This window comes from Pseudomonas sp. G5(2012) (assembly GCF_000408945.1).
Lineage (GTDB): Bacteria > Pseudomonadota > Gammaproteobacteria > Pseudomonadales > Pseudomonadaceae > Aquipseudomonas > Aquipseudomonas umsongensis.
The window spans coordinates 1-24,559 of record NZ_APIO01000004.1 but is presented as its reverse complement, the minus strand read 5'-3'; the positions used below and the strand labels follow the sequence as shown (position 1 = coordinate 24,559).

At 61.1% G+C, this 24,559-nt stretch carries 19 protein-coding genes; 7 read left to right on the top strand and 12 right to left on the bottom strand.

All coding sequences use genetic code 11. From position 1 onward, the window contains the following. The first annotated feature begins 83 nt into the window (after positions 1-83). From PG5_RS02115 to PG5_RS02090, 6 genes are all read left to right on the top strand, one after another. Positions 84-950, top strand: a complete 867-nt coding sequence (locus tag PG5_RS02115) for a LysR family transcriptional regulator (RefSeq protein WP_020795434.1) — start codon at positions 84-86, stop codon at positions 948-950. Positions 951-1,272: 322 nt separating this feature from the next. Beyond that, positions 1,273-2,832 carry a TerC family protein gene (locus PG5_RS02110; protein WP_020795433.1) on the top strand — a complete coding sequence of 520 codons (1,560 nt, stop codon included), beginning with the start codon at positions 1,273-1,275 and terminating at the stop codon, positions 2,830-2,832. 264 nt (positions 2,833-3,096) lie between these two features. Continuing rightward, the gene (locus tag PG5_RS02105; RefSeq protein WP_020795432.1) at positions 3,097-3,486 is read left to right on the top strand and encodes a RidA family protein; all 390 of its coding nucleotides are present in this window, start codon (positions 3,097-3,099) and stop codon (positions 3,484-3,486) included. Positions 3,487-3,558: 72 nt separating this feature from the next. After that, entirely contained in the window at positions 3,559-4,323 is a 765-nt protein-coding gene (locus PG5_RS02100) for an IclR family transcriptional regulator (RefSeq protein WP_020795431.1), read from the top strand. A gap of 39 nt (positions 4,324-4,362) precedes the next feature. After that, positions 4,363-5,580: an amino acid deaminase gene (locus tag PG5_RS02095; RefSeq protein ID WP_020795430.1), complete on the top strand. Its 1,218-nt coding sequence runs from the start codon at positions 4,363-4,365 to the stop codon at positions 5,578-5,580. A gap of 133 nt (positions 5,581-5,713) precedes the next feature. Continuing rightward, complete coding sequence (locus PG5_RS02090; protein WP_020795429.1) at positions 5,714-6,646, top strand: sugar kinase; 933 nt, start codon at positions 5,714-5,716, stop codon at positions 6,644-6,646. A gap of 104 nt (positions 6,647-6,750) precedes the next feature. Here the strand turns inward: PG5_RS02090 and PG5_RS02085 are convergent, their stop codons facing one another. Both PG5_RS02085 and PG5_RS02080 read right to left on the bottom strand, forming a co-directional pair. Then, positions 6,751-7,026 (bottom strand): peptidylprolyl isomerase, encoded by a 276-nt coding sequence (locus tag PG5_RS02085; protein WP_007933743.1) that lies wholly within the window; start codon positions 7,024-7,026, stop codon positions 6,751-6,753. 55 nt (positions 7,027-7,081) lie between these two features. Further along, the gene (locus PG5_RS02080; protein WP_020795428.1) at positions 7,082-9,619 is read right to left on the bottom strand and encodes a PAS domain-containing sensor histidine kinase; all 2,538 of its coding nucleotides are present in this window, start codon (positions 9,617-9,619) and stop codon (positions 7,082-7,084) included. A gap of 120 nt (positions 9,620-9,739) precedes the next feature. Here PG5_RS02080 and PG5_RS02075 point away from each other — a divergent pair, with 120 nt between their 5' ends. Then, positions 9,740-10,849 carry a PilT/PilU family type 4a pilus ATPase gene (locus PG5_RS02075; RefSeq protein WP_020795427.1) on the top strand — a complete coding sequence of 370 codons (1,110 nt, stop codon included), beginning with the start codon at positions 9,740-9,742 and terminating at the stop codon, positions 10,847-10,849. A 121-nt stretch (positions 10,850-10,970) separates the two neighbouring features. On the opposite strand, the gene PG5_RS02070 is transcribed toward PG5_RS02075, so the two are convergent. From PG5_RS02070 to PG5_RS02025, 10 genes are all read right to left on the bottom strand, one after another. Further along, complete coding sequence (locus PG5_RS02070; RefSeq protein WP_020795426.1) at positions 10,971-12,926, bottom strand: acetoacetate--CoA ligase; 1,956 nt, start codon at positions 12,924-12,926, stop codon at positions 10,971-10,973. Positions 12,927-13,065: 139 nt separating this feature from the next. Continuing rightward, complete coding sequence (hbdH, locus tag PG5_RS02065; protein WP_020795425.1) at positions 13,066-13,839, bottom strand: 3-hydroxybutyrate dehydrogenase; 774 nt, start codon at positions 13,837-13,839, stop codon at positions 13,066-13,068. 7 nt (positions 13,840-13,846) lie between these two features. Then, a complete protein-coding gene (locus PG5_RS02060) occupies positions 13,847-15,238 on the bottom strand; it encodes a GntP family permease (RefSeq protein WP_020795424.1) in 1,392 nt (463 codons plus the stop codon). A gap of 283 nt (positions 15,239-15,521) precedes the next feature. Beyond that, positions 15,522-16,937, bottom strand: coding sequence for a sigma-54-dependent Fis family transcriptional regulator (locus tag PG5_RS02055; RefSeq protein ID WP_020795422.1), 1,416 nt, complete (start codon positions 16,935-16,937; stop codon positions 15,522-15,524). Between the two features lie 137 nt (positions 16,938-17,074). Further along, positions 17,075-18,652, bottom strand: a complete 1,578-nt coding sequence (locus tag PG5_RS02050; RefSeq protein ID WP_020795421.1) for an ABC transporter ATP-binding protein — start codon at positions 18,650-18,652, stop codon at positions 17,075-17,077. 14 nt (positions 18,653-18,666) lie between these two features. Next, positions 18,667-19,689, bottom strand: coding sequence for an ABC transporter permease (locus PG5_RS02045; RefSeq protein WP_020795420.1), 1,023 nt, complete (start codon positions 19,687-19,689; stop codon positions 18,667-18,669). Then, positions 19,689-20,747, bottom strand: coding sequence for a microcin C ABC transporter permease YejB (locus PG5_RS02040; RefSeq protein ID WP_020795419.1), 1,059 nt, complete (start codon positions 20,745-20,747; stop codon positions 19,689-19,691). Before PG5_RS02040 ends, PG5_RS02045 begins: the two co-directional genes overlap by 1 nt. Continuing rightward, a complete protein-coding gene (locus tag PG5_RS02035; RefSeq protein ID WP_020795418.1) occupies positions 20,747-22,615 on the bottom strand; it encodes an extracellular solute-binding protein in 1,869 nt (622 codons plus the stop codon). The genes PG5_RS02040 and PG5_RS02035 overlap by 1 nt, the downstream gene beginning before the upstream one ends. Positions 22,616-22,750: 135 nt before the next feature. Then, the gene (locus PG5_RS02030) at positions 22,751-23,032 is read right to left on the bottom strand and encodes a peptidylprolyl isomerase (RefSeq protein ID WP_007984657.1); all 282 of its coding nucleotides are present in this window, start codon (positions 23,030-23,032) and stop codon (positions 22,751-22,753) included. A gap of 106 nt (positions 23,033-23,138) precedes the next feature. After that, on the bottom strand, positions 23,139-24,020 hold the full coding sequence (locus tag PG5_RS02025) for a triacylglycerol lipase (RefSeq protein WP_033044464.1): 882 nt from the start codon (positions 24,018-24,020) through the stop codon (positions 23,139-23,141). Positions 24,021-24,559 lie beyond the last annotated feature (539 nt).

The following is a 24,559-nucleotide window of genomic DNA, read 5'->3' as shown; positions in this document are numbered from 1 at the left end:
AAGTTCCGTGCAGCTTATCGCCGGCTGGCGACGCCTTTGTTAGGCGCGTAGCGTCACTTCATTACCTTTGAGCTAACGCACCGATGGATATTCGCCACTTTCGCTACTTCCTGGCTGTCGCCCGGCATCGCAACTTCACCCGCGCCGCCGAGCAGTTGGGTATCGCGCCACCCACCTTGACCCGGCAAATCCAGGACATGGAAGCGGAGCTGGGCGCACGCCTGTTTCTGCGCCAGGTGCGGGACGTCAGCCTGACCGAGGCCGGTGCGGCGCTGGTGATCGAAGCTGAGGCCACAGTGCGCCAGTTCGAATCGGCGCAGCGCAACGCACAGCGTGCCGGGCGTGGTGATATCGGTCACATCGAACTGGGTTATGTCGCGTCGGCGGTGTATTCGGGGTTGCTGCAAAAGCAAGTGCAGGGTTTTGCCGGCCAATACCCGGATGTCAGCCTCAATGTGCGGGAAAGTCCAATGGCGAGCCTGCCGAACATGATCCTTGAGGGACGTTTCGATCTGGGCTACATCCGTTGCCCGTTGACGTTGCCCGAGGGTGTCGAGAGTGTGCGCCTGAGTGATGAGGGCTTTGTTTTGGCACTGTCGGTGGACTCATGGCTCAATCGCTTGCCGGTCATCAACTCGGCGCATTTGCACAACGAAAACTTCATTCTTCCCGAGCAAGTCGTCGGTACGTTGCAAGTCGCCGCCCAGGGCGCGTTCGTGCCGAAACTGGGGGCGCAACCGGGTGGGTTGGTGGCAGTGATCGCCTTGGTTTCCCTGGGGCAGGGCGTGGCGGTGGTACCGGAGTCAGTGGTCGGCCACGTCAGTTTGCCGAATGTGGTCTATCGCCAGATCAACGACTGCAACGCATCGTCGTGGCTGGCGTTGATTCATCGGCGGTTCGAGAAATCCCCGGCGGTTGTGCGTTACATCGAACGTGTGAAGAACCGTTGAAAGCATCACGAGCCAGCTTGTTCCTACAGTCAGCGGCGGCAATTCACAGACCTGCTACAGATCTTGAAATAATTTCGGGCTGTAGGAATTGCCCATGTCGACTGTACGATTCAAGTCCTTTTTCCTTTTCAGGACTTGCATGAACGCCCTTACGGAGCCCCCCAGTTATCCTTTCCCCTCGCGCCAACGCGCGGTCTTGCTGCACGTGAAACATCCGGTCTTCTGGCACCCCGATCTCCCTGTCATTGCATTTACCCGGCCTCTGCGCCGCGCCTTGCCGTGCCTGGCATTCTGAATTCACTGAATAGATCGAGACATTTACATGGAATGGTTAGCTGACCCCACCGCGTGGCTGGGCTTGTTGACGTTGATTGTGCTGGAGCTGGTACTGGGTATCGACAACCTGGTGTTCATTGCGATTTTGGCGGACAAATTGCCGCCGGAACAGCGCGATCGCGCGCGTATCATCGGCCTGTCCCTGGCGTTGTTGATGCGCCTGGGCCTGCTGGCGAGTATTTCCTGGTTGGTGACCCTGACCCAGCCGCTGTTCGAGGTGTTCGACAAAAGCTTTTCGGGTCGAGACCTGATCATGCTGTTTGGTGGTGTGTTCCTGTTGTTCAAGGCGACCATGGAGCTGCACGAACGGCTCGAAGGCCATGTCGGCGAGCGCACTTCCAATACGGCTTACGCGTTGTTCTGGCCCATCGTGGCGCAGATCGTGGTGCTTGACGCGGTGTTCTCCCTTGACGCAGTGATTACCGCGGTGGGCATGGTCGATGAATTGTCGGTGATGATGATCGCCGTGATCATTTCCATCGGCCTGATGATCGTCGCCAGCAAGCCGTTGACTCGCTTCGTCAACGCGCACCCTACGGTGATCATGCTGTGCCTGGGCTTTTTGATGATGATCGGTTTTGCCTTGACCGCCGAAGGCCTGGGCTTCCACATTCCCAAGGGCTATCTGTACGCGGCCATCGGCTTCTCGATCCTGATCGAGGTGTTCAACCAGATCGCCCGGTCGCGACGCAAACGCTCGATGCAGGGCCTGCGACCGATGCGTGAACGCACTGCGCACGCGGTAATGCGCATGCTCGGCGGGCGCAAATTGGCGGTGGAAGAAGTCGGTGAAGAAATCGCCGACATGCTCGACGACGGCGAAGGGCAGAGCGAAGAACTGTTCGACCGTCGTGAGCGGGTGATGATCAGCGGGGTATTGCAACTGGCCGAGCGGCCTATCCGCGGCTTGATGACCGTGCGTGCCGACGTCGATTACATCGACCTGTCCGACGACCCGCAGACCATTCGCACGCGTTTGATGCATTCGTCCTACTCGCGCCTGCCGCTGATTCGCGACGGCGCGGTGGATGAACCGCTGGGCTTCGTGCACAAGAAGGAACTGTTGAAGGATTTCCTGGCCGGCAACCAGCCTGATCTTGCCCACCTGGCGCGCCAGGCCGTCAACCTGCTGGACAGCTACTCGATCCTCAATGCCCTGGAGCAAATGCGCAAGGCCTCGACCCACATCGCGTTTGTGGTCAACGAATTCGGTGACTTCGTCGGCGTGCTGACCATGACCGACATCCTCGAGTCGATTGCCGGTGAGCTGCCCGACGCCAGCGAAATCGAAGGCCCGGACGTGATCGAGGAGAAGGACGGATTCGTGGTCAGTGGCGCGTTGAACCTGGCGCGTGTGCGTCAACGCACCGGATTCGCGGCACAACCGACCGAAGACTATCAAACCCTGGCCGGTCTGGTGGTGAGCCTGCTGGATCGACTGCCGATGATCGGTGACAGCCACGACTGGGACGGCTGGCGATTGACCGTCATGTCGGTAGAAGAGCGGCGGGTAACGCGGGTGTTCCTGGCGCGCACGTGTAATTGATTTTACCGCCAGCCTGAGGGCGCCTCGCGAGCAGGGAATCGCATCCCGACAGGGAGCGGACCTGCTCGCGAAGCGGCGTGCAGGGATTTTCTGATTTAGAACACTTTTCAATCTCCCCCTACTATTTCCTTCACGACCTGTGGCACACTTTCTGCCGCTTATTCCGCTATTGCAAACAGTATTCCGGTATAGCGGAATTAATTGGCCTTCGAGGTCTCGCAGAAGATCTCTGATCCTTCGGTTTTCAGTTCAGGAGAAACACCCATGAGCATTACTCGTTACGGCACCGGCAGCACCGCGGCGGGTGGCCAGCCGCGTCCTTTTGCCCGCGCCGTTGAAGCCGATGGCTGGCTGCACGTCTCCGGGCAGGTGCCGGCGGTGGAGGGCGAGATCATTGTTGGCGGCATCGTCGAGCAGACGCACCAGACCATGAAGAACCTGGTCGCGATTCTCCAAGAGGCAGGTTATGGCCTGGAAGATGTGGTGCGTGTCGGCGTATGGCTGGAAGATCCGCGGGATTTCACCAGTTTCAACAAGGTCTTCTCCGAGTACTTCAAGCCTGAACACGCACCGGCCCGGGCCTGTGTGCAGGCGAACATGATGGTCGACTGCAAGGTCGAGATCGACTGCATCGCGTACAAGAAAAAGGCCTGAACTTGACACTGATCGTTCCCAGAGTGGGAACGATCAAAACCCCCCCGGCGAATTTGATTGGGAACCACTGACATGAGCGAAGACACCATCAAGCGCCGGGCACGCGGTCTGGACCGGGCGTTCGATATCCTCGATTTCCTCAAGGAGATCGGCCAGCCCCTGCGCCCGAACGACATCGCCAACGGCATCGGCAGTCCGAAATCCACGGTCTATGAGCTGGTGGCCTCGTTGCTGGAACGGCGCATCCTGGAACCGGTGGGCAAGGACGGTCACGTCTATCTCGGCCGCCAGCTGTACTTCCTTGGCCAAGCGCACCTGCGCCATTTTGACCTGACCCGCGAAGCCGATCGTGCCCTGCAGGACATCGTCAGCCAGACTCACGAAACGGCGCAGATGTGCTTGCTCAACGGGCGCAAATACACCGTGGCGTTGATGAAGGAGGGCCAGCGGCATTTTCGCATTTCCTCGGACATCGGCGAAAACGCGCCCATTCCCTGGACAGCGTCCGGACGCCTGTTGCTGGCGCACCTGAGTGACGAGGAAATCGTCGACCTGATCGACCACGACGACTTCATCCTGCCCAACGGCGAACGATTGCCGCTGGAACAGTTTCTCAAGGAAATCCGCCAAGCTGGCATCGACGGCTTTTTCTCCTTCGACAGCGTGGCCGACACCTTTACCCATTGCTTCGCCGCCCCGGTCAAAGGCCCTGATGGCGTGGCCATTGCCACCCTGTGCATCGTCGCTCCGCGGGCCGATGCCAAGACCCATTACAGCGATTACCGCCGGGTGCTGATCGATAGCGCCAACAACCTGGCCCGTCGCATCAACGATTAACAGCGGCTGCCCGCGGCCGCGACTGTGAGGAGTTCGACCATGTCTTCTGCCAAGAATATTGCCGCCGTTGAAAAGGGCTTTGCCCACACTGGCGCCCACCTGGTGCGTGACGTCAGCCTGCCCGCGCTGGTGCTGCATCGCGATGCGCTTGAACACAACATCCGCTGGATGCAGGCCTTTGTCAGCGACAGCGGCGCCGAGCTTGCGCCCCACGGCAAGACCAGCATGACCCCGGCGCTGTTCCGCCGGCAACTGGACGCCGGTGCCTGGGGCATTACCCTGGCGAGCGCCACGCAAACCCGCGCGGCCTATGCCCACGGCGTGCGCCGGGTGTTGATGGCCAACCAGTTGGTCGGCACCCCGAACATGGCGTTGATAGCCGATCTTCTGGCTGATCCGGGCTTCGACTTCTATTGCATGGTCGATCACCCGGACAACGTCGCCGACCTCGGCGCCTATTTCGCTTCACGGGGTGTGCGCCTGAACGTGATGATCGAGTACGGCGTGGTCGGCGGTCGTTGCGGTTGCCGCAGCGAACAGCAAGTGCTGGACCTGGCCAAGGCCATCGCCGCACAACCGGCCTTGGCGCTGACCGGGATCGAAGGGTACGAAGGGGTGATCCACGGAGATCACGCGGTGAGTGGCATCCGTGCGTTCGCCGGCTCCCTGGTGCGTCTGGCCGTGCAGTTGCAGGACAGCGGCGCCTTCGCGATTGCCAAGCCGATCATCACCGCTTCAGGTTCGGCCTGGTATGACTTGATCGCCGAAGAGTTCGAGGCGCAGAACGCTGGCGGGCGTTTCCTCAGCGTCTTGCGCCCCGGCAGCTATGTGGCGCACGACCATGGTATCTACAAGGAAGCGCAATGCTGCGTGCTCGACCGTCGCAGTGATCTGCATGAGGGCTTGCGTGCGGCGCTGGAGGTCTGGGCACATGTGCAGTCGTTGCCGGAGCCAGGCTTTGCAGTGATTGCCCTGGGCAAGCGTGACGTGGCTTATGACGCTGGCCTGCCGGTGCCGTTGCTGCGCTACCGGGCCGGTGTCATTCCGGCCAAGGGCGATGATGTGAGCGCTTGCAAGGTGACCGCCGTGATGGACCAGCACGCCTTCATGACCGTGCCGCCGGGGGTTGATTTGCGGGTGGGCGACATCATTTCGTTCGGCACTTCGCACCCGTGCCTGACGTTCGACAAGTGGCGCGTGGGTTGCCTGGTGGATGAGCAATTGAACGTTATCGAGACCATGGAAACCTGTTTCTAACCGGTTTGAGACCGCGGCGTGGCCTTCGCGAGCAGGCTCGCTCCCACAAGGGGAATGCATTCCAATGTGGGAGCGAGCCTGCTCGCGAAGGGGCCCTGACAGACAGCATCGCAATACCGGAGACCCCACACCCATGAACACCTTCAACACCCTGGGCCCCCACACCCCGCGCATCGCCCTGATCGGCGAATGCATGATCGAATTGCAACACCGCGCCGATGGCAGCCTGCAACAAAGCTTCGGCGGCGATACCTTGAACACGGCGGTCTACCTGTCCCGCGAACTGGGCACGGCGGGTTCGGTGGATTACGTCACGGCCCTGGGCGATGACAGTTTCAGCGATGCCATGTGCCAGAGCTGGGCTGCCGAAAACATTGGCCTGAGCAAGGTCCAGCGCTTGCCCGGTCGCTTACCGGGGCTGTATTGCATCCAGACTGACGCCGCCGGCGAGCGACGTTTTCTCTATTGGCGCAATGAAGCAGCGGTGCGCGATTGCTTCACCACCCCGGCCGCCGCGCCGATCCTGGCTGCGCTGCCGGATTACGACGTGTTGTACTTTAGCGGCATCACCCTCGCGGTATTGGGCGAGGGGCGGGAAAAATTGCTGGAAATCTTGATCGAGGCCCGCCAGCGCAATGCGCGGATCGTCTTCGACAACAACTACCGACTGCGTTTGTGGGCCTCGGTGGAGGAAGCGCGAGTGGCGTACCGCAAGGTGTTGCCCTATGTCGACCTGGCTCTGCTGACCGTCGATGACGAACAGGCGCTGTTCCATTTCGCCGATTGCCAGGCGGTGTTTGCAGCATACGAGCAGATCGGCACGCCTGAAGTGGTGCTCAAGCGCGGCGCCGAAGCCTGCCTGATTCGTTGTGGCGGCGAGTCATTCGAAGTGCCGGCGCAGAAAGTCGAGCGGGTGGTGGATACCACGGCGGCCGGGGATTCGTTCAGTGCGGCGTACCTGGCTGCGCGCCTCAAGGGCGCGAGCCCGGTCGAGGCGGCTGAGGCGGGGCATCGGTTGGCGGGTCGGGTGATTCAGGCGCCAGGGGCACTCATCCCCTTGGTTTGAACAAGAACTCTGTGTAGGAGCTGCCGCAGGCTGCGATCTTTTGATTTTGCTTTTAAAAACAAGATCAAAAGATCGCAGCCTGCGGCAGCTCCTACAGGTGGAGATCAATCCCGGTAAAACACCTGCACCAGGTGATACCCGAACTTGCTCTTGATCGGCCCATGCACCACCCGCAGCGGTTTCTTGAAGATCACCGCATCGATTGCACCGACCATCTGGCCCGGACGCACTTCACCCAGGTCGCCGCCGCGTTTGCCGGACGGGCAGGTGGAGTACTTCTTGGCCAGCACATCGAAGGCTTCGCCCTTGGCGATACGTTGCTTGAGTTGCTCGGCTTCTTCCGAGGTTTTCACCAGGATATGGCGGGCTTGAGCTTTCATGGGGCAGATACCTTGTTGCGGTCGTGACAGCCAGGGGGCGCGATTATGCCCCAACTCACTGCGGTTGACCGATCATCGTGCGAATCTTGTTGGCCAGCAGATCGATGGAAAACGGCTTGGCCACCATGTCCATGCCTTCTTCGAGAAAGCCCTGGCGTTCGGCGGCGTTTTGCGCGTAACCGGTCATGAACAGCACTTTCAGTTGCGGGCGATGCTGGCGCGCGATTTCCGCCAGTTGTCGCCCATTCATCCCGGGCAGCCCGACGTCGGTGACCAGCAGGTCGACGCGCAAGTCGGATTCGAGCAAGGGCAGGGCGGTCTTCGCGTCTTCGGCTTCATAGGCGTGATAACCCAACTCCTTGAGCAGATCGGTCACCAGCATGCGCACCGCCGGATCGTCTTCCACCAGCACCACCGTTTCGCCGGCAATCGCCGACGGTGCTTCGCTGATCACGGGCGACAGCACATCCTGTGGCTCGTTGCCTCGTAGTCGCGGCAAGTACAGGCGCACGCTGGTGCCCTGGCCCGGCAGGCTGGACAGGGTCACATGGCCGCCGGACTGCTGGGCGAAGCCATAGATCATCGACAACCCCAGCCCGGTGCCCTGGCCGATGGGCTTGGTAGTGAAGAACGGGTCGAAGGCCTTGGCCAATACCTTGGGGGTCATGCCGGTGCCGTTGTCAGTGACGGCGATCATCAGGTAATCCCCGGCCTTGACCGGTTCCAGTGTGGTGATATCGCTGCCGTCGAGATAGACATTGGCGGTTTCGATGCACAACTGGCCACCCTCGGGCATGGCGTCGCGGGCGTTGATCACCAGGTTGAGCAGGGCGTTTTCCAGTTGACTGACGTCGGTGCTGACCGGCCAGGCACCTTCGGTCAGCAGCAGCTTGAGTTCGATGTGGTCGCCTTTGGTGCGGCTGAGCAAGTCTTCCAGGGAGTGGATCAGGTCGTTGGCGTTCAGCGTCTTGCGATCCAGCGACTGACGCCTGGAGAACGCCAGCAGTCGATGGGTGAGGGCGGCGGCGCGGTTGGCCGAGGAAACCGCGGCCTCGGAGAAACGGTTGATTTCGGCGGCGCGGCCGTCGGCAATGTAGCGCTGCATCAAGTCCAGGCTGCCGATGATGCCAGTGAGCATGTTGTTGAAGTCATGGGCAATGCCGCCGGTGAGCTGGCCGAGCGCTTCCATCTTCTGCGCATGCCGCAGGGCTTCTTCGGCGCGCTCGCGTTCGAACATCTCGCTGAGCAGTTTTTCATTGGCCTCGGCCAATTGCCGGGTGCGCGCGCTCACCCGTTCCTCGAGGGTTTCGTTGAGGTTGCGCAGGGCTTCTTCGGTCTGTTTACGCTCGGTTTCGTCGATGACGAAGATATAGAAACCATTCACCGCGCCATCCGGGCCGTGACGCGGCAGGTAATTCATGAGTGCCTGGCGGATGCTACCGTCGCGGTGCGCCGTGCCGATGCTGAAGCAACACGCCTTGCCGCTCAGGGCCTGGGCAATGTGCTCGGCGCGCAACGCGTAGGCCTCATCCCCCAGCACTTCGCGAATGGTTCGGCCATAGAGTTCCTGGGGCGTCAAGCCATACCAGTCCAGGTAGGCGGCGTTGTTCAGGCGAAAGCGTTCCTCGCGGTCGACGTAGCTGATCAGGATCGGCATGGCATTGATGATCAACTGCAGCTCGGTCTGACTCTGGCGCAAGGCGTGCTCGGTGTTTTTGCGATCGGTCAGGTCAAGGGCGGCGCCGAGGAAACGGATCGGCCGTCCATGGTGATCCTTGTAGCAGCGTCCGCGGGCAAACACCCAGCGCAACTGGCCATCGGGTTGCAGCAGGCGGTACTCCTCGGCGTACTCGGTGCCGTGAGTGATGCAGTGCTTGATGCTGCGGGCGATCAGGGTGCGGTCTTCGGGGTGGACGCCATGCAGGTATTCGCTGATCGGCAACTGGCCAGACAGGGCCGGTTCGACGCCGTGCAATTGGGCGAAGTGGGCGTCGGCGATGAAGCGGTCCTCACTGATGTCCCAGTCCCAGGTGCCAACCGCGTCGGTGGCGGCGAGGGCCAGTTGCAGGCGTTCTTCGGTGTCTTGCTGGGCCTTGAGGCTCGCGGCGGAGCGTTGCTCCAGTTCGAGGGCGATGCGCCGGCGCTCGTTGGTTTCGATGGCGGTGACCAGGATTCCGGCAACCTGGGCATTTTCGTCGCGGATGGGGCTGTAGGTCAGGTCAAGCCAGAAGTCGGAATCTGTACCGTCGCGCTGCAGGGTGAAGCGCTGTTCGCTGTAGGTTCGCACCTGGCCTTGTAGGACCGCGCTGTAAATTGGGTCAGTAAAGTCCTTTAATTCGGGCCAGATCAGGTGGGTTGGCTGTCCGAAAGCGTGCGGATGCTTGCTGCCGGCCAGCAGCGCGAAGCCGTCGTTGTAGATCTGCGTCAGTTGCGGCCCCCAGAGCAACAGCATCGGCATTGGCGAATGAATCACGATGTCCACGGCGGTTCGCAGGCTCTGTGGCCAGGTGCCAGCAGCGCCCAGGGGGCTGTTCGCCCAGTCGAGTCTGGCAATCAAGGCTTGGGCATCGCTGCCGGTGGGTGATGCGTTCATCAAGATGTCCTGCACAAAAGTCGGTGTGGCGGCGTCAACTATCCTTGCAGGGCAGTAGACGCTGGATGACCTGCTTCAGGTCATTTTTTAACATTGAATGCTTCGTAGGTGCTTTTTGCCATGGAAATCGACGCGTTGTTAAGACGCTTGGCCAGCCAGGATGGCTCCGATCTTTACCTGTCCACGGGGGCGCCTGCGAGTGCGCGGTTCAACGGTGTGCTCACCGCCCTGGCCCACCAACCGATCAAGCCGGGAGCAATCGCGACGATTGCGGCGTCCATCATGGACGCCGAACAGCGCCTTGAGTTCGATCGGGAACTGGAAATGAACCTGGCGATCTCCCTGGCGGGGATTGGACGCTTTCGAGTGAACATTTTCAAACAGCGTAACGATGTGTCAATGGTCGTGCGCAACGTCAAGCTCGACATTCCACGCTTTGAAGACCTCAAGCTGCCGCAGGTGTTGCTTGAAACGGTGATGCTCAAGCAAGGGCTGATGCTATTCGTCGGCGCCACTGACTCGGGCAAGTCTACGTCGCTGGCAGCGTTGATCGACTACCGCAATCGCCACGCCAGCGGTCACATCGTCAGCATCGAAGACCCGATCGAGTACATCCACCGGCACCAGCGATCGATCATCAGCCAGCGCGAGGTCGGTGTCGACACCCGCAGTTTTCATGCCGCGTTGAAAAACACCCTGCGCCAGGCGCCGGACGTGGTGCTGATCGGCGAGATCCGTGACCGCGAAACCATGGAGCATGCCCTGGCGTTTGCCGATTCCGGGCATCTGGTGATCTCCACATTGCATGCCCATAACGCCAGTCAGGCGCTTGACCGCATTATCAATTTTTTTCCCGAAGAGCGTCGGGGGCAACTGCTCAACGACCTGGGTAACAACCTCAAGGCGTTTGTGTCGCAGCGCCTGGTACGTAGCGTTGATGGCCAGCGGCGTGCTGCGGTAGAGGTGATGCTGGGCACGCCAACCATTGGCGACCTGATCCGGCGTAACCAGTTTTCCGAACTGAAAGGGGTGATGGAGAAGTCGGCGGAGATGGGGATGCAGACGTTTGACGGGGCGTTGTTCGAGTTGGTCGCAGAAGGTGTGGTCGACGAGGATGAAGCGTTGAAGCATGCAGATTCGGCGAACAATTTACGCTTGCGACTGAAGTTGCATGCCACCACAGCGCCAGGTTCTGCGCCATCGTCAGGCGACTGGGACTTGATGGATTGACCCATACCCCTGTAGGAGCGAGCATGCTCGCGATGGTCGTTAACGATAACGCTGGAAGCCTGATACCCCGCGGCGCTCTCAGGTTCATCGCGAGCATGCTCGCTCCTACAGGGGGCGGTGTTCAGTCCTGGAGTTCGGGGCGATCGCGGAATTGCTCGAGCGCCTCGGGATTGGCCAGCGCATCGGTGTTTTTCACCTTCTGCCCATGCACCACATTACGCACCGCCAATTCGACGATTTTGCCGCTGATGGTGCGGGGAATGTCGGTCACCGCGACAATCTTCGCCGGCACATGACGTGGCGTGGTGTTGGCGCGAATGACCTGGCGGATCTGCTGCTGCAGCGCGTCATCCAGTTCCACGCCCTCGCGCAAGCGCACGAACAGCACCACCCGCACGTCGTCCTGCCATTGCTGACCGATGGCGACGCTGTCGAGCACCTGCGGGACTTTCTCCACTTGCCGATAGATTTCCGCCGTGCCGATGCGCACGCCACCGGGATTGAGCACCGCGTCGGAGCGCCCATGGATCATCATCGCGCCGTGGGGCAGTTGTTCGGCGTAGTCGCCCTGGGCCCAGACACCGGGAAATTGACTGAAGTAGGAGGCCTTGAGCTTTTCGCCATTTGGGTCGTTCCACAGGCCGATCGGCATCGCCGGGAAGTGCCGCGTACACACCAGTTCGCCCTTTTCGCCGATGACCGCCCGGCCCTCGTCGTTCCACACTTCCACGGCCATGCCCAGGCTCTTGCCCTGTATTTCGCCACGGCGCACCGGCTGCCAGGGGTTGCCGTTGACAAAACACGAGACGATGTCGGTGCCACCCGACATCGAGGCCAGGCACAGGTCGGCCTTGAAATCGCGATAGACATAGTCGTAGCTCTGCGGCGACAGCGCAGAGCCGGTGCAGAGCAAGGTCTTGAGGCTGCCCAGGTCATGGCTTTGCCCAGGCTTCACGCCGCTGCTTTGCAGAGTGGCGAGGTACTTGGGGCTGGTGCCGAATACGGTGATGCGCTCGTCGTCGATCAGGTCGATCAAGCGTTCGGCATTCGGATGGAATGGCGACCCATCGTACAGCACCACGGCACTGCCTACCGCAAGGGCCGAGACCAGCCAGTTCCACATCATCCAGCCGCAGGTGGTGTAGTAGAACAAGCGATCGCCCGGGCCGAGGTCGCAGTGCAGGCCGTGTTCCTTGACGTGTTGCAGCAGTACGCCGCCGGTGCTGTGGATGATGCACTTGGGCACGCCGGTGGTGCCGCTGGAGTAGAGGATGTACAGCGGATGGTCGAAGGGCACGGCGACGAAATCAGGATCGCCACCCGGGTCATAGAAATCATCCCAGAGCGTCACATTGGCCTGGGTACGGAAATCTTCGATGCGTGTTCCGGGGAGTGCGTAAGGCACGATCACCAGTTGCTGCAATGACGGCAGGCGTTCGAGGATTTCGTTGACCTTGGCGCGCTGGTCGATCTCCTTGCCGGCATAACGATAGCCAGCGCAGGTGACCAGCACTTTCGGTTCGATCTGGCCGAAGCGGTCGATCACCCCTTGGGTGCCGAAGTCGGGCGACGAACAGGACCAGATTGCCCCCAGGCTGGTGGTGGCGAGCATGGCCACCAGGGTTTGCCAGGTGTTGGGCATGCAGGCCGCCACCCGGTCGCCAAGGCCGACACCGGCCGCAATCAAGCCCTTCTGAAAGCCTGCGACATGCTCCGCCAATTCGGCCCAGGTCAAGTGTTCGCGCTGGCCGTTTTCAGCCACGGCCACGACGGCTACGGCATCGTCGCGTCGACTGAGCAGGTGTTCAGCGAAATTCAGGGTGGCGCCGGGGAACCACTGGGCGCTGGGCATTTGTCGGCCTTCCAGTAGCACCGCGTCGGGTTGCTCATGGAAGCGGATGTCGAAGAAGTCGACGATGGCCTGCCAGAAATCCGGGCGCTGGTCGATCGACCATTGATGCAGGGCGGGGTAGTCGTCGATGTGCAGGTGGTGCCGTTGATTGACGAAGCGCCGAAAGGCCTCCATGCGAGTCTTGCCGATGCGTTCGGCGGTGGGTTGCCATAGTACTTCGGACATGATTTGCCTCTTATTGTCGTCAGATCGTTCCCACGCGCCGCGAAGGGGTGCCTCAGCGGACGCTCCGCGTTCGGCTCTTGGGACGCAGAGCGTCCCGGGCTGCATTCCCACGCAGAGCGTGGGAGCGATCAATCTGTGGTTACTGCGCCAACCACCCACCATCGATATTCCACGCCGCGCCACGTACCTGGGTGCCAGCCTCGCTGCACAGGAACAGCACCAGTTCACCCAGTTGCGGCGGTGTTACGAACTCCAGCGACGGCTGTTTCTCGGCCAGCAGGTCATGCTGCGCCTGCTGTGGGTCGATGCCCTTGGCGGCGCGATCGTCGATCTGCTTTTGCACCAGTGGTGTCAGCACCCAGCCCGGGCAAATCGCGTTGCAAGTGATGTTGCTGGTTGCCGTTTCCAGGGCAACCACTTTGGTCAGGCCGATCACGCCATGCTTGGCGGCGACATAAGCGGCTTTGCCCGTCGAACCCACCAGGCCATGCACCGAGGCGATGTTGATCACTCGGCCCCAGCCTTTGGCGCGCATGCCCGGCAGGCTCAGGCGGGTGCTGTGAAACACCGATGACAAATTGATCGCGATGATCGAGTCCCAGCGTTCCACCGGAAACTCGTCTACCGGCGCCACATGCTGGATGCCGGCGTTGTTGACCAGAATATCGACGCCGCCGAATTCGCGCTCGGCGTAGGCGATCATGTCGTCGATCTGCGCCGGGTCGCTGACGTCGGCGGGATGATGGCCAACCTTGCCGCCGAACTGTTCAACCTCGGCAATCACTTTGGATGCATCGCCAAATCCGTTGAGGATCAGATTGGCGCCAGCCTTGGCCAGGCTCAGGGCAATGCCCAGGCCAATGCCGCTGGTGGAACCGGTAACCAGTGCGGTCTTGCCTGAAAGAGTCGTCATCAATGCCTCACACAATGCCAGTGGCGTAGAAAGTGCCGATCACTACGAAAACCGCCAGGGTCTTGATCAGCGTAATACAGAAAATGTCTTTGTAGGCTTCGCGGTGGGTCAGGCCGGTCACCGCCAGCAAGGTAATCACCGCGCCGTTGTGTGGCAGGGTGTCCATGCCGCCGCTGGCCATCGCCGCCACCCGGTGCAGGACTTCCAGCGGGATGTTGGCGGCATGGGCCGCTGCGATGAAGTCGTTGGCCATGGCCGCCAGCGCAATGCTCATGCCGCCGGACGCCGAGCCCGTGATGCCCGCCAGCAGGGTCACGGTGATCGCTTCGTTGACCAGCGGGTCAGGGATGCTTTTGAGCCAGTCGGCCAGGACCAGAAAGCCTGGCAGCGATGCTATTACCGCACCAAAACCGTATTCAGACGCTGTGTTCATTGCTGCCAGTAATGAACCGCTGACTGCACTTCTGCTGCCTTCGGCCAACTTGCCGCGAATCGCCTGGAAGCCGAACACCAGCACCACGATGATGCCGACCAGCAGTGCAGCCTGAACGGCCCAGATCGCCGTTAGCTTGGCGATTTCGGTGGTCACCGGCGCAGCCATGCCCGGCAGCGCGAGACTGTGGGTCTTGCCGTACCACTGTGGAATCCACTGGGTAAACAGCAGGTTCATGATGCCCACGGCCAGCAGCGGCGACAGGGCGATCCACGGATTGGGGAGTTTGATGTCGGCAGCGGTTTCCGGCTCATTGCGCAGGTCGGTGCCGTAGCCTTCGCCGCTAAGCTGAGCCTTGTTACGCTGGCGCTGCAGAAACAGCATGCCGGCGCAGACCACGAAGATCGACCCGATCAAACCCAGCCATGGCGCGGCCCAGGCGGTGGTGTTGAAGAAGGTGCTGGGGATAATGTTCTGGATTTGCGGGGTGCCGGGCAGGGCGTCCATGGTGAATGAAAAGGCGCCGAGGGCGATGGTCGCCGGGATCAGGCGTTTGGGAATGTTGCTCTGGCGGAACATTTCCGCGGCAAACGGATAGACCGCGAACACCACCACGAACAGCGAGACGCCGCCGTACGTCAGCAGGGCGCAGACCAGCACGATCACGAGCATCGCCTGGCGGGTGCCGAGCAAGCGAATCGCCGCCGCGACGATCGAGCGCGAGAAGCCGGACAACTCGATGAGTTTGCCGAACACCGCGCCGAGCAGGAATACCGGGAAATACAGTTTGATGAAACCGACCATTTTTTCCATGAACACCCCGGTGAAGGCGGGGGCGACGGCGGAAGGATCGGTGAGCAGGACGGCGCCGAGGGCGGCAATCGGGGCAAATAGGATAACGCTGTAGCCACGGTAAGCAGCCAGCATCAGCAGCGTGAGGGCTGCCAAGGCAATGATCACACTCATGGTGTGTCTCCTGGATTGTTATTTTTGTATGGGTGAAACGTTGTAGGAGACGGCTTTAGCGAGTTTCGTGCCATGTGGGTAAGTTGTTGAAATATAAGGATATAATTTTGTGCGAAGTGGCGATTAAGTGCTTGCTGTCTCTATTTGGAGACTTTTTGTGCCTGAAAAGATCGCAGCCTGCGGCAGCTCCTACAGGGAAACGCTGGAAACCCATGTAGGAGCTGCCGCAGGCTGCGATCTTTTGATCTGAAAATTACATCTACAAATAGAGATTTATGTCTCTCTATTGAGACTCCGCAATCCCCAACGCCACCATCTTCTTGTACAAGGTCGACCTTCCCAGCCCTAACCGCGCCGCCGCCTCGATCACCTTGCCCCCGCATTGCGCCAGGGCCGCTTCAATCAATTGCCGGTCAAAGCGCTCGCGCGCCGCACTGAACGTCTCATGCTCCTGCGGTTCGATGGCCAACGGCGCCACGCGCTGAACTGGCGTAAAAGTCCCGATCGCCGCGCGGATATCCGCCTCCGTCAGGCGCAGGTCGTCGCTGAGCAATGCCGCCCGCTCCAGCACGTTGCGCAGTTCGCGAATGTTGCCCGGCCAGGCGTGTTGGCCCAGGAGCGCCAGCGCATCGCTGTTCAGTTCGTGCTGGCTGCGCAGTTCTTCAAGGATCGCTTCGCTCAGGGCAGGCAGGTCGTCGAGCCGCTCGCGTAGCGGTGGCACCTGGATCGGCAGGACGTTGAGGCGGTAGTAGAGGTCGGCGCGAAACTCGCCACGCTTGATCGCCGCTTCCAGGTCGGTCGAAGTCGCGGCGATCACTCGCACATCGCTCTGGATCACCTCGTTGGAACCGACCGGTTCGAATTCCTTTTCCTGCAACACCCGCAGCAGTTTGCTTTGCAGCGGCAACGGCATGTCGCCGATTTCATCGAGAAACAGCGTGCCGCCCTGGGCGATCTGCAGTTTGCCGGCGCGGCCTTTGCGGTCGGCGCCGGTATAGGCGCCAGGCGCAGTGCCGAAGAATTCGGCTTCGAGCAGTGCTTCGGGGATCGCCGCACTGTTGATACTGACGAACGCCTTGTGGGCTCGCGGCGATGCATTATGGATCGCCTGTGCCAGCAATTCCTTGCCGGTGCCGGTCTCGCCGAGCAGCAACACCGGCGAGTCGGTGCTGGCGCTGCGCCGGGCGCGGCGCTTGACTTCCAGGCTGGCGGCGCTGGTGCCGATGAAGTGGGCGAAGTTGTAGCGGGTCTGTCGCGCCCGCAGCAGCGAACGCGTGGAAGCAAGCTCTTGCTGCATGCTCATGTAGCGCTTGAGCATCGGCGACAGGCTGCGCAATTCGTCGAACAAGGCGAAGCCGATGGCGCCGATCACCTCGCCGGCATCGTCATGAATCGGCAGGCGCATGACCACCAGGGGTTCCTTGGGGGTGTCCTGCATGTCGAGCAGAATCGGTCGACCGGTGCGCACCACCTCGCGCAACAGGCTGCCGGGGATGACGCTTTCGCAGGCCTTGCCAATGGCGTCTTCAGCCGATGGCAGGCCGAAACGCTTGGCATAGCGTTCGTTCATCCAGACGATGTTGGCGTCGCTGTCGACGATCACCGTGCCTTCACTTGACTGCTCGATGATCTCGAACAGCGAGCGGATCGCCAGCAGGCGCACGCGCTGGTAGTCCTTGAGGCTTTCGGTGGTGTTCATGAGGGCTGATCCTGATTGTGTGTTGCCTGTGTCGGCCCCTTCGCGAGCAGGCTCGCTCCCACACTTGGTCTGTGTGTTTCACAAATACCCTGTGGGAGCGAGCCTGCTCGCGAAGGCCGCGACGCGGTCTGGCCGGATTATGCCTGCCCCACATGCGCCGCCGCCAACAGCTCTTTGGTGTAGGGGTGCTGCGGTGAATCGAACACGTCGTGGCTGGCGCCGCGTTCGACCACCTTGCCGTCCTTGATCACGATCATGTCGTGGGCCAGGGCGCGCACCACCGCCAGGTCATGGCTGATGAACAGGTAGGTCAGCCCGTGCTTTTCCTGAAGTTGACGCAGCAGGGCGACCACCTGCTTTTGCACGGTGCGATCCAGCGCCGAGGTGGGCTCGTCCAATAGGATCAGCGCGGGTTTGAGCACCAGCGCCCGGGCGATGGCGATGCGCTGGCGCTGACCGCCGGAGAACTCGTGGGGGTAGCGATGCCGGCTTTGTGGGTCCAGCCCGACTTCCTGCAGCGCCCGGATCACCTCGGCGTTGCATTGTTCGGTGCTCAACTGGCTATGCACTTCCAGGCCTTCGCTGATGATCTGTGCCACGGACATGCGCGGGCTGAGACTGCCAAACGGATCCTGGAATACCACCTGCATTTCCTTGCGCCATGGCCGCAACTGCTTCTGCGTCAGGCCATCGAGCGCCTGGCCCTGGAAGTGAATAGCGCCTTCGGAGTCCAGCAGGCGCAGGATCGCCTGGCCGAGGGTGGACTTGCCGGAGCCCGACTCGCCGACGATGCCCAGGGTCTTGCCGCGCTGGATGCTCAGGCTGATGCCGTCCACGGCCTTGAGGTAAGTCTTGCGTTGGAACAGTCCGCCACCAACGGCAAATTGCACCCGCAGGTCGTGCACTTCCAGGACTTTTTCGCGTTCGTCCCGGGGCAGGGCTTCGCCTTCGGGCTCGGCGTTGAGCAACAGGCAGCTGTAAGGGTGTTTCGGTGCGGTGAACATCGTCTCGCAGTTGGCTTGTTCGACAATTTCCCCGGCTTTCATCACGCAGACGCGCTGGGCAATGCTGCGCACCAGATTGAGATCGTGGCTGATCAGCAACAGCGACATGCCCAGTCGCTGTTGCAGCGACTTGAGTAGCAACAGGATCTTGCGCTGCACTGTCACGTCCAGCGCCGTGGTCGGCTCATCGGCGATCAGCAATTCCGGTTCGCAGGCCAGGGCCATGGCAATCATCACCCGCTGGCGCTGGCCACCGGATAGCTGGTGGGGGTAAGACTTGAGCCGCTCCTGGGGTTTCTGGATGCCCACCAGGTGCAACAACTCGAGGATCCGTGCTTGCGCCGCCTTGCCGGCCAGGCCCTTGTGCACCAGCAAGGTTTCGCCGATCTGCTTCTCGATGCTGTGCAACGGGTTCAGGGAGGTCATCGGCTCCTGGAAGATCATCGCGATGCGATTGCCCCGCAGTTCGCGCAATTTGCGGGTATCGGCGCCCACCAGTTCCTGGCCGCGATAGCGGATGCTGCCGGTGGTCTCGGTGCCGCATTCGGGCAGCAACTGCAGGATCGAGTGCGCCGTCACCGACTTGCCCGAACCCGACTCTCCCACCAGTGCCAGGCATTCGCCGGGGCGGATGTCCAGGCACAGGTCGCGCACCACCGTCTGGCCGTTGAAGGCGACGCTGAGGTCACGGATTTCGATCAGGTTGGTCATAGCAACAGTCCGCTTCACGAACGAGGGTCAAAGGCGTCGCGCAAGGCTTCGCCGATGAACACCAGTAGAGAAAGAATCAACGCCAGGGTGAAAAACGCCGTCAGCCCCAGCCACGGTGCCTGCAGGTTCTGTTTGCCCTGACCGATGAGCTCGCCCAGGGAGGCGCTGCCGGCCGGCATGCCGAAACCGAGGAAATCCAGCGCGGTGAGGGTCGAGATGGCCCCGGTCAGGATGAACGGCAGGTAGCTCAAGGTCGCGTTCATGGCGTTGGGCAGAATGTGTCGCACGATCACCTTGCGGTCACTCAAGCCCAGGGCTCGGGCGGCCTTGACGTATTCCAGGTTGCGCCCGCGCAGGAATTCGGCACGCACCACGTCCACCAGGGCCAGCCAGGAAAACAGCGCCATGATTCCCAGCAACCACCAGAAATTTGGCTCGACGAACCCCGAGAGGATGATCAGCAGGTACAGCACCGGCAGCCCTGACCAGACCTCCAGCAGCCGCTGGCCGAGCAAGTCGACCCAGCCACCGTAATAGCCTTGCAGGGCACCTGCGGCGATGCCGATCAGCGCGCTGACGAAGGTCAGCATCAAGGCGAACAGGATCGATACCCGCGCGCCGAAAATCACCCGCGCCAACACGTCCCGCGCCTGATCGTCAGTGCCCAGCCAATTGACCCCTGAAGGCGGGCTCGGGGCCGGTTTGTTCAGGTCGTAGTTGGGCGTGTCGTCGCTGAAGGGGATCGGCGGAAACAGCAACCAGCCACCGTCCTTCTTGATCAGGTCCTGAACATATTCGCTGCGGTAATCGGCCTGGAACGGCAGTTGTCCGCCGAATTGCTGCTCGGTATAGCGCTTGAACACCGGGAAATACAACGAACCCTGGTAGCTGACGACCAGCGGTTTGTCATTGGCGATCAGCTCGCCACCCAGGGTCAGCAGGAACAGCCCGACGAACAACCACAGCGACCACCAGCCGCGGCGGTTTTTCTTGAAACGCTCGAAGCGGCGTCGGCCTAATGGCGAAAGCTGCAGCATCAGGCGTTCCTCGCAGCGAAGTCGATCCGTGGATCGACCAGGGTGTAGCACAGGTCACCGACGAGTTTTATCAGCAGGCCGAACAGCGTGAAGATGAACAGTGAACCGAACACTACCGGGTAGTCCCGTGACACGGCCGCCTCGTAGCTCATGCGCCCCAGGCCGTCGAGGGAGAAGATCACTTCGATCAACAGGGAGCCGGCAAAAAACACGCTGATGAAGGCCTGGGGAATTCCCGATACCACCAGCAGCATGGCGTTGCGGAACACGTGACCGTACAGCACTCGGCGTTCGCTCAAGCCTTTGGCGCGGGCGGTGACCACGTACTGGCGGGTGATTTCGTTGAGGAACGAGTTCTTCGTCAGGATGGTGAGGGTCGCGAAACCGCCGATCACCAATGCGGTCACCGGCAGTACCAGGTGCCAGAAGTAATCGACGACCTTGCCCAGGGTCGACAGCGATTCGAAATTGTCCGAGACCAACCCGCGTACCGGGAACCAGTTCAACGAGGTGCCACCGGCGAACACCACGATCAGGAACATGGCAAACAGGAAGGCCGGCATGGCATAGCCGATGATGATCGCGGTACTGCTCCAGACATCGAAATGACTGCCGTGGTGCACGGCCTTGCGAATCCCCAGGGGAATCGACACCAGGTAGGTGATCAACGTCGCCCAGAGCCCGAGGGAGATGGTGACCGGCATTTTTTCCAGGATCAGGTCAGTGACGGTGGCACCGCGAAAGAAGCTCTTGCCGAAATCCAGGCGCGCGTAACTGGTGAGCATCAGCCACAGGCGTTGCGGTGCCGGTTTGTCGAAACCGTATTGTTTTTCGATGTCCTTGATCAGCTGCGGGTCGAGACCGCGGCTGGCCCGGGAATGGCCCATGGTTTCGCTCGAGCCACCACCGACACTGGCTCCGCCGATGCCCTGCAAATGCGCAATGGCCTGTTCCACAGGGCCACCTGGCGCGGCCTGGACGATGACGAAGTTGACCAGGAGAATGATCACCAGTGTCGGGATGATCAGCAGCAGGCGTCGCACGATATAAGCCCACATCAATGCGGTCCTCCGGGTCTGCCACGACGGATGCGCTCGGCGGTCATCTGCTGGTTGGTCAGCGGTGTGGTGCTCATTTCCCACCAGCTCTCGATGGCTTCGTCATTGCTCGCCTGCACGTTCGGTATACCGAAGCGATTCCACCACACGGTGGAGCTGCCCGGCGGGTAATAATTGGGAATCCAGTAATAGTTCCATTGCAGCACCCGGTCGAGCGCATGGGCATAGTGCAACATGTCGGCCTTGGTGCTGGCGCGTAGCAGGCCGTTGATCAGCGTATCCACCGCCGGGTTCTGCAAGGCCATGTAGTTGTTGGCGCCGGGATCAAGGGCCGACGCCGAGCCGAAGTAGTTGAGCAGTTCGCCGCCGGGAGAGGTGGTGACCGGATAGCCGGTGACAATCATGTCGTAGTCACGGCTCATCAGGCGGTTGACGTACTGGGACGAATCGATGCGGCGGATGTTCATGTCGATGCCGATCTGTTTCAGGGTGCGCTTGTAGGGCAGGAGCAAACGGTCCATGCCGTTCTGGCTGACCAGGAAGGTGAAACTCAGTGGCTCGCCGTCGGCGTTCACCAGTTGATCACCCTGGGGTTTCCACCCGGCCTGTTCGAGCAGGCCCAGGGCTTGCAATTGCTTGTCGCGAATCACGCCGCTGCCATCGGTTTTCGGTGGTTCGAACACTTGGCTGAAGACTTCATCGGGGATCTGTCCGCGCAAGGGTTCCAGAATCGCCAGCTCACCGGCATCAGGCAGCTGCCGGGCCGCCAGTTCGGTATTGGAAAAGTAGCTCTTCTGGCGGATGTACAGGTTGCGCATCATCTGCCGGTTGCTCCATTCGAAGTCCCAGAGCATCGCCAGTGCCTGGCGCACCCGGCGGTCCTGGAACATCGGCTTTTGCAGATTGAACACGAAACCCTGGGCCGATTGCGGCGCTTCGGTGGCCAGGTGGGCCTTTTGCAGGCGACCGTCGCTCAGGGCCGGGCTGTCGTAGCCGATGGAGTAGCCGGTGGCGGAAAACTCGCGGTTGTAGTCGTAGGCGCCGCCGCGCAATACCTGGCGCGCGACATCGGTATCGCCGAAGTACTCGATGCTGAAGCGATCGAAATTGTACAGCCCACGGCTGACCGGCAAATCCTTACCCCACCAGTCGGGGTTGCGCTCGAAGGTGATGCTGCGCCCCGAATCGACCTTGCCGACCTTGTACGGTCCGCTGCCCAATGGCGGCTCGTAACCGCCGCCATTGGCAAAGTCACGGTTCTTCCACCAGTGCTCGGGAAACACCGGCAAGGTGGCGATGTCCAGCGGCAGGGTGCGGTTTTCGTTGTTCTTGAAATCGAAGCGCACGGTCAATGGCGACTCGACTTCCACGCCCTTGACGTCGGCGAACTGCGTGCGATAGCGCAGGCTGCCCTGGGTCATCAGCAGATCGAAGGTGTAGCGCACGTCCTGGGCGGTGATCGGCGTGCCATCGGCAAACTGCGCCTTGGGGTTGAGGTAGAAGCGCAGGGACAGGCCATCGTCGGAGCGCTCCATCTGCTGCGCCACCAGACCGTACACCGTGTAAGGCTCATCCAGCGAGCGCTGCGCCAGGGGAGAGTAGAGCAGGCCATCGATCTGCGTCACGCCGATGCCCTTGTCTATATAAGGCAGGACGTGATCGAAATGCCCGATCTCGATCGCGGAACGGCGCATCGTCCCGCCCTTGGGGGCTTGCGGGTTGGTGTAGGCAAAATGACTGAAGCCGGCAGGGTACTTGGCGGGTTCGCCATATACGGTCAACGCATGTTGAGGTGCGGCATTCACACCGGCGGCGCCCAAGAGCAGGGCCACGGCAGTGAACAATAAAGTCGGGAAAGCCAGTCGCATTGTCAGCCTTAGAGCCGGGTGGTCGTTAACCACAATTTGTACGCTAGCGGCGCGTCCCTCGCCAGCCGAATTACGTATCTGAAACACGACGGCCCACCAGAAGGCGGGCCGTTGCACAGCCAATCCAGGGTGTTATCAGTCCTGGCGGCTGGTCACTTCCAGCAGGTGGTAGCCGAACTGGGTCTTGACCGGGCCTTGCACCACGTTGATCGGTGCGCTGAAGACCACGGTGTCGAATTCCTTGACCATCTGGCCTGGACCGAACGAGCCCAGGTCGCCGCCCTGGCGACTGGAAGGGCACGTGGAATTGGCTTTGGCGACTTCAGCGAAGTCTGCGCCCGCCTCGATTTGGGCCTTCAGTTCGTTGCACTTGGCTTCGCTGGCAACAAGGATGTGACGGGCAGTGGCTTTGGCCATGGGAAAACTCTCCATTCAATGTACGGTAAAGTGCTGAGCCTACCGGATTCAGTGGGGTATTTCTCCTCAAAGTTCCGTTGCCAGCGCTCTGGACGGCAGGTTTGGTTTAAAGTCCGGCTTTTTCCAGGCGCTCGGCATGCTGTACGTAAAGATCGATCGGGTCGATGCGCCTTTCATTATGACCACCGGCCTGGTGAAGGGTGCCCAGATGGTCCAGCGGATAGTCGGAGCGGATGATGGTGCCCAGGTGCGAGCTGTAGCGCCCGACCATGCCATCGTTCTGCAAGGGCTCGGTGGTGAAATAACGTGACAGCGCCCGCAGCAGGCCGTGGGACGGGTCCAGTGTTTCCAGTTCGGCATCCCGCCGCTTTCCCTGCACGACGCCACTCCAGGAATAGTAGCGGACACCATTGACCTGTTCGCGGCCCTTGCCGCCCCAAGACGGCGGCAAGCCTTGCGGGTACTTCCGGTTGAATGCGCCCACGCCCTGCGTGGTCAAGGCATCCAGCGCGGCGATGGCATTTTGCGGCAGCCGGCGCTTGCCGCTGAGCAACGACATGAGGTCGGCGAACAAGGTGACAACGATTTCGGCTACCGTTTCCGGCAAGTGGCCTGGCGTCAATGCCTTGCGCAGCAAATCGGCCAGTTCGGACCCATGGTTCGGTCCACTGACGGACGTTACCGAGGCCACCTGGCCTGGCGCTGTCGCGGCGGCATAGCGGGCGGCCAACGCGCCTTGGCTGTGACCGATCAGATTGACCTTGTGGGCGCCGGTGCCCTCCAGTACCCGATGGATCTGCGCCAGAAGCTGTTCGCCGCGAACTTCGTTGCTGTGGGTGGCGGACACAAACGGGACGAACACACTTGCCCCGGCGTTCCGCAGGGCCTGCTTGACATCGTGGAAGAGGTCCACGCTGGCAATTCGCTCAAAGCCGAAAAGCCCGTGCACCAACAGGATTGGATAATGAGTCTTTGCATTCCGTTGCATGTTCATTCCTTTTTCCAGGGTTCGAGAAAGTGATTTCCGACCTCACTTTAAAGACTCCAATGCCGGCGCGATGCATGAAATAGCCGCGGTGGCCTGGGGAAAACGGCATAGGCACGGTACGAATGCGCGGAGGTGGAGGTGGCTTCCTGGACTGCCCTGTGGCGCATTGATACCTCGACTGTAGGAGCGAGCATGCTCGCGAAAAACCCGAGAACACCGCGGGGTGTCAGGCTCCCCGCGTCATCGTTGACCTCCATCGTCGGAACGCCGCCCGGAGCGTGCTCGCTCCTAAAGGAGTTAACGGGGTGCCTGCGAGCAACAGCAAAGCGAGGCGGCCTTAAAGCCGACCTGATTTTTACGGGTGTACCTGGATCCCCTGCTCGCGAAGGCGGCAGCACATTGATCGTTTGATCGTTCCCACGCTCTGCGTGGGAATGCCGCCAGGGACGCTCCGCGTTCCACTGACGACGCATTAATTGAGCCGTGCGCAACGGTGATGCGGGGCGTCACAGGAAGCCCTGTGTGAAATTGGTTGTCGG

Coding starts and splice junctions, on each gene's coding strand:
- PG5_RS02075 (WP_020795427.1), top strand. CDS start 9,740: ATGGAAATCGACGCGTTGTTAAGACGCTTGGCCAGCCAGGATGGCTCC.
- PG5_RS02085 (WP_007933743.1), bottom strand. CDS start 7,026: ATGAAAGCTCAAGCCCGCCATATCCTGGTGAAAACCTCGGAAGAAGCC.
- PG5_RS02025 (WP_033044464.1), bottom strand. CDS start 24,020: ATGCAACGGAATGCAAAGACTCATTATCCAATCCTGTTGGTGCACGGG.
- PG5_RS02040 (WP_020795419.1), bottom strand. CDS start 20,747: ATGTGGGCTTATATCGTGCGACGCCTGCTGCTGATCATCCCGACACTG.
- PG5_RS02110 (WP_020795433.1), top strand. CDS start 1,273: ATGGAATGGTTAGCTGACCCCACCGCGTGGCTGGGCTTGTTGACGTTG.
- PG5_RS02050 (WP_020795421.1), bottom strand. CDS start 18,652: ATGACCAACCTGATCGAAATCCGTGACCTCAGCGTCGCCTTCAACGGC.
- PG5_RS02090 (WP_020795429.1), top strand. CDS start 5,714: ATGAACACCTTCAACACCCTGGGCCCCCACACCCCGCGCATCGCCCTG.
- hbdH (WP_020795425.1), bottom strand. CDS start 13,839: ATGACGACTCTTTCAGGCAAGACCGCACTGGTTACCGGTTCCACCAGC.
- PG5_RS02055 (WP_020795422.1), bottom strand. CDS start 16,937: ATGAACACCACCGAAAGCCTCAAGGACTACCAGCGCGTGCGCCTGCTG.
- PG5_RS02035 (WP_020795418.1), bottom strand. CDS start 22,615: ATGCGACTGGCTTTCCCGACTTTATTGTTCACTGCCGTGGCCCTGCTC.
- PG5_RS02080 (WP_020795428.1), bottom strand. CDS start 9,619: ATGAACGCATCACCCACCGGCAGCGATGCCCAAGCCTTGATTGCCAGA.
- PG5_RS02105 (WP_020795432.1), top strand. CDS start 3,097: ATGAGCATTACTCGTTACGGCACCGGCAGCACCGCGGCGGGTGGCCAG.
- PG5_RS02030 (WP_007984657.1), bottom strand. CDS start 23,032: ATGGCCAAAGCCACTGCCCGTCACATCCTTGTTGCCAGCGAAGCCAAG.
- PG5_RS02095 (WP_020795430.1), top strand. CDS start 4,363: ATGTCTTCTGCCAAGAATATTGCCGCCGTTGAAAAGGGCTTTGCCCAC.
- PG5_RS02115 (WP_020795434.1), top strand. CDS start 84: ATGGATATTCGCCACTTTCGCTACTTCCTGGCTGTCGCCCGGCATCGC.
- PG5_RS02100 (WP_020795431.1), top strand. CDS start 3,559: ATGAGCGAAGACACCATCAAGCGCCGGGCACGCGGTCTGGACCGGGCG.
- PG5_RS02070 (WP_020795426.1), bottom strand. CDS start 12,926: ATGTCCGAAGTACTATGGCAACCCACCGCCGAACGCATCGGCAAGACT.
- PG5_RS02045 (WP_020795420.1), bottom strand. CDS start 19,689: ATGCTGCAGCTTTCGCCATTAGGCCGACGCCGCTTCGAGCGTTTCAAG.
- PG5_RS02060 (WP_020795424.1), bottom strand. CDS start 15,238: ATGAGTGTGATCATTGCCTTGGCAGCCCTCACGCTGCTGATGCTGGCT.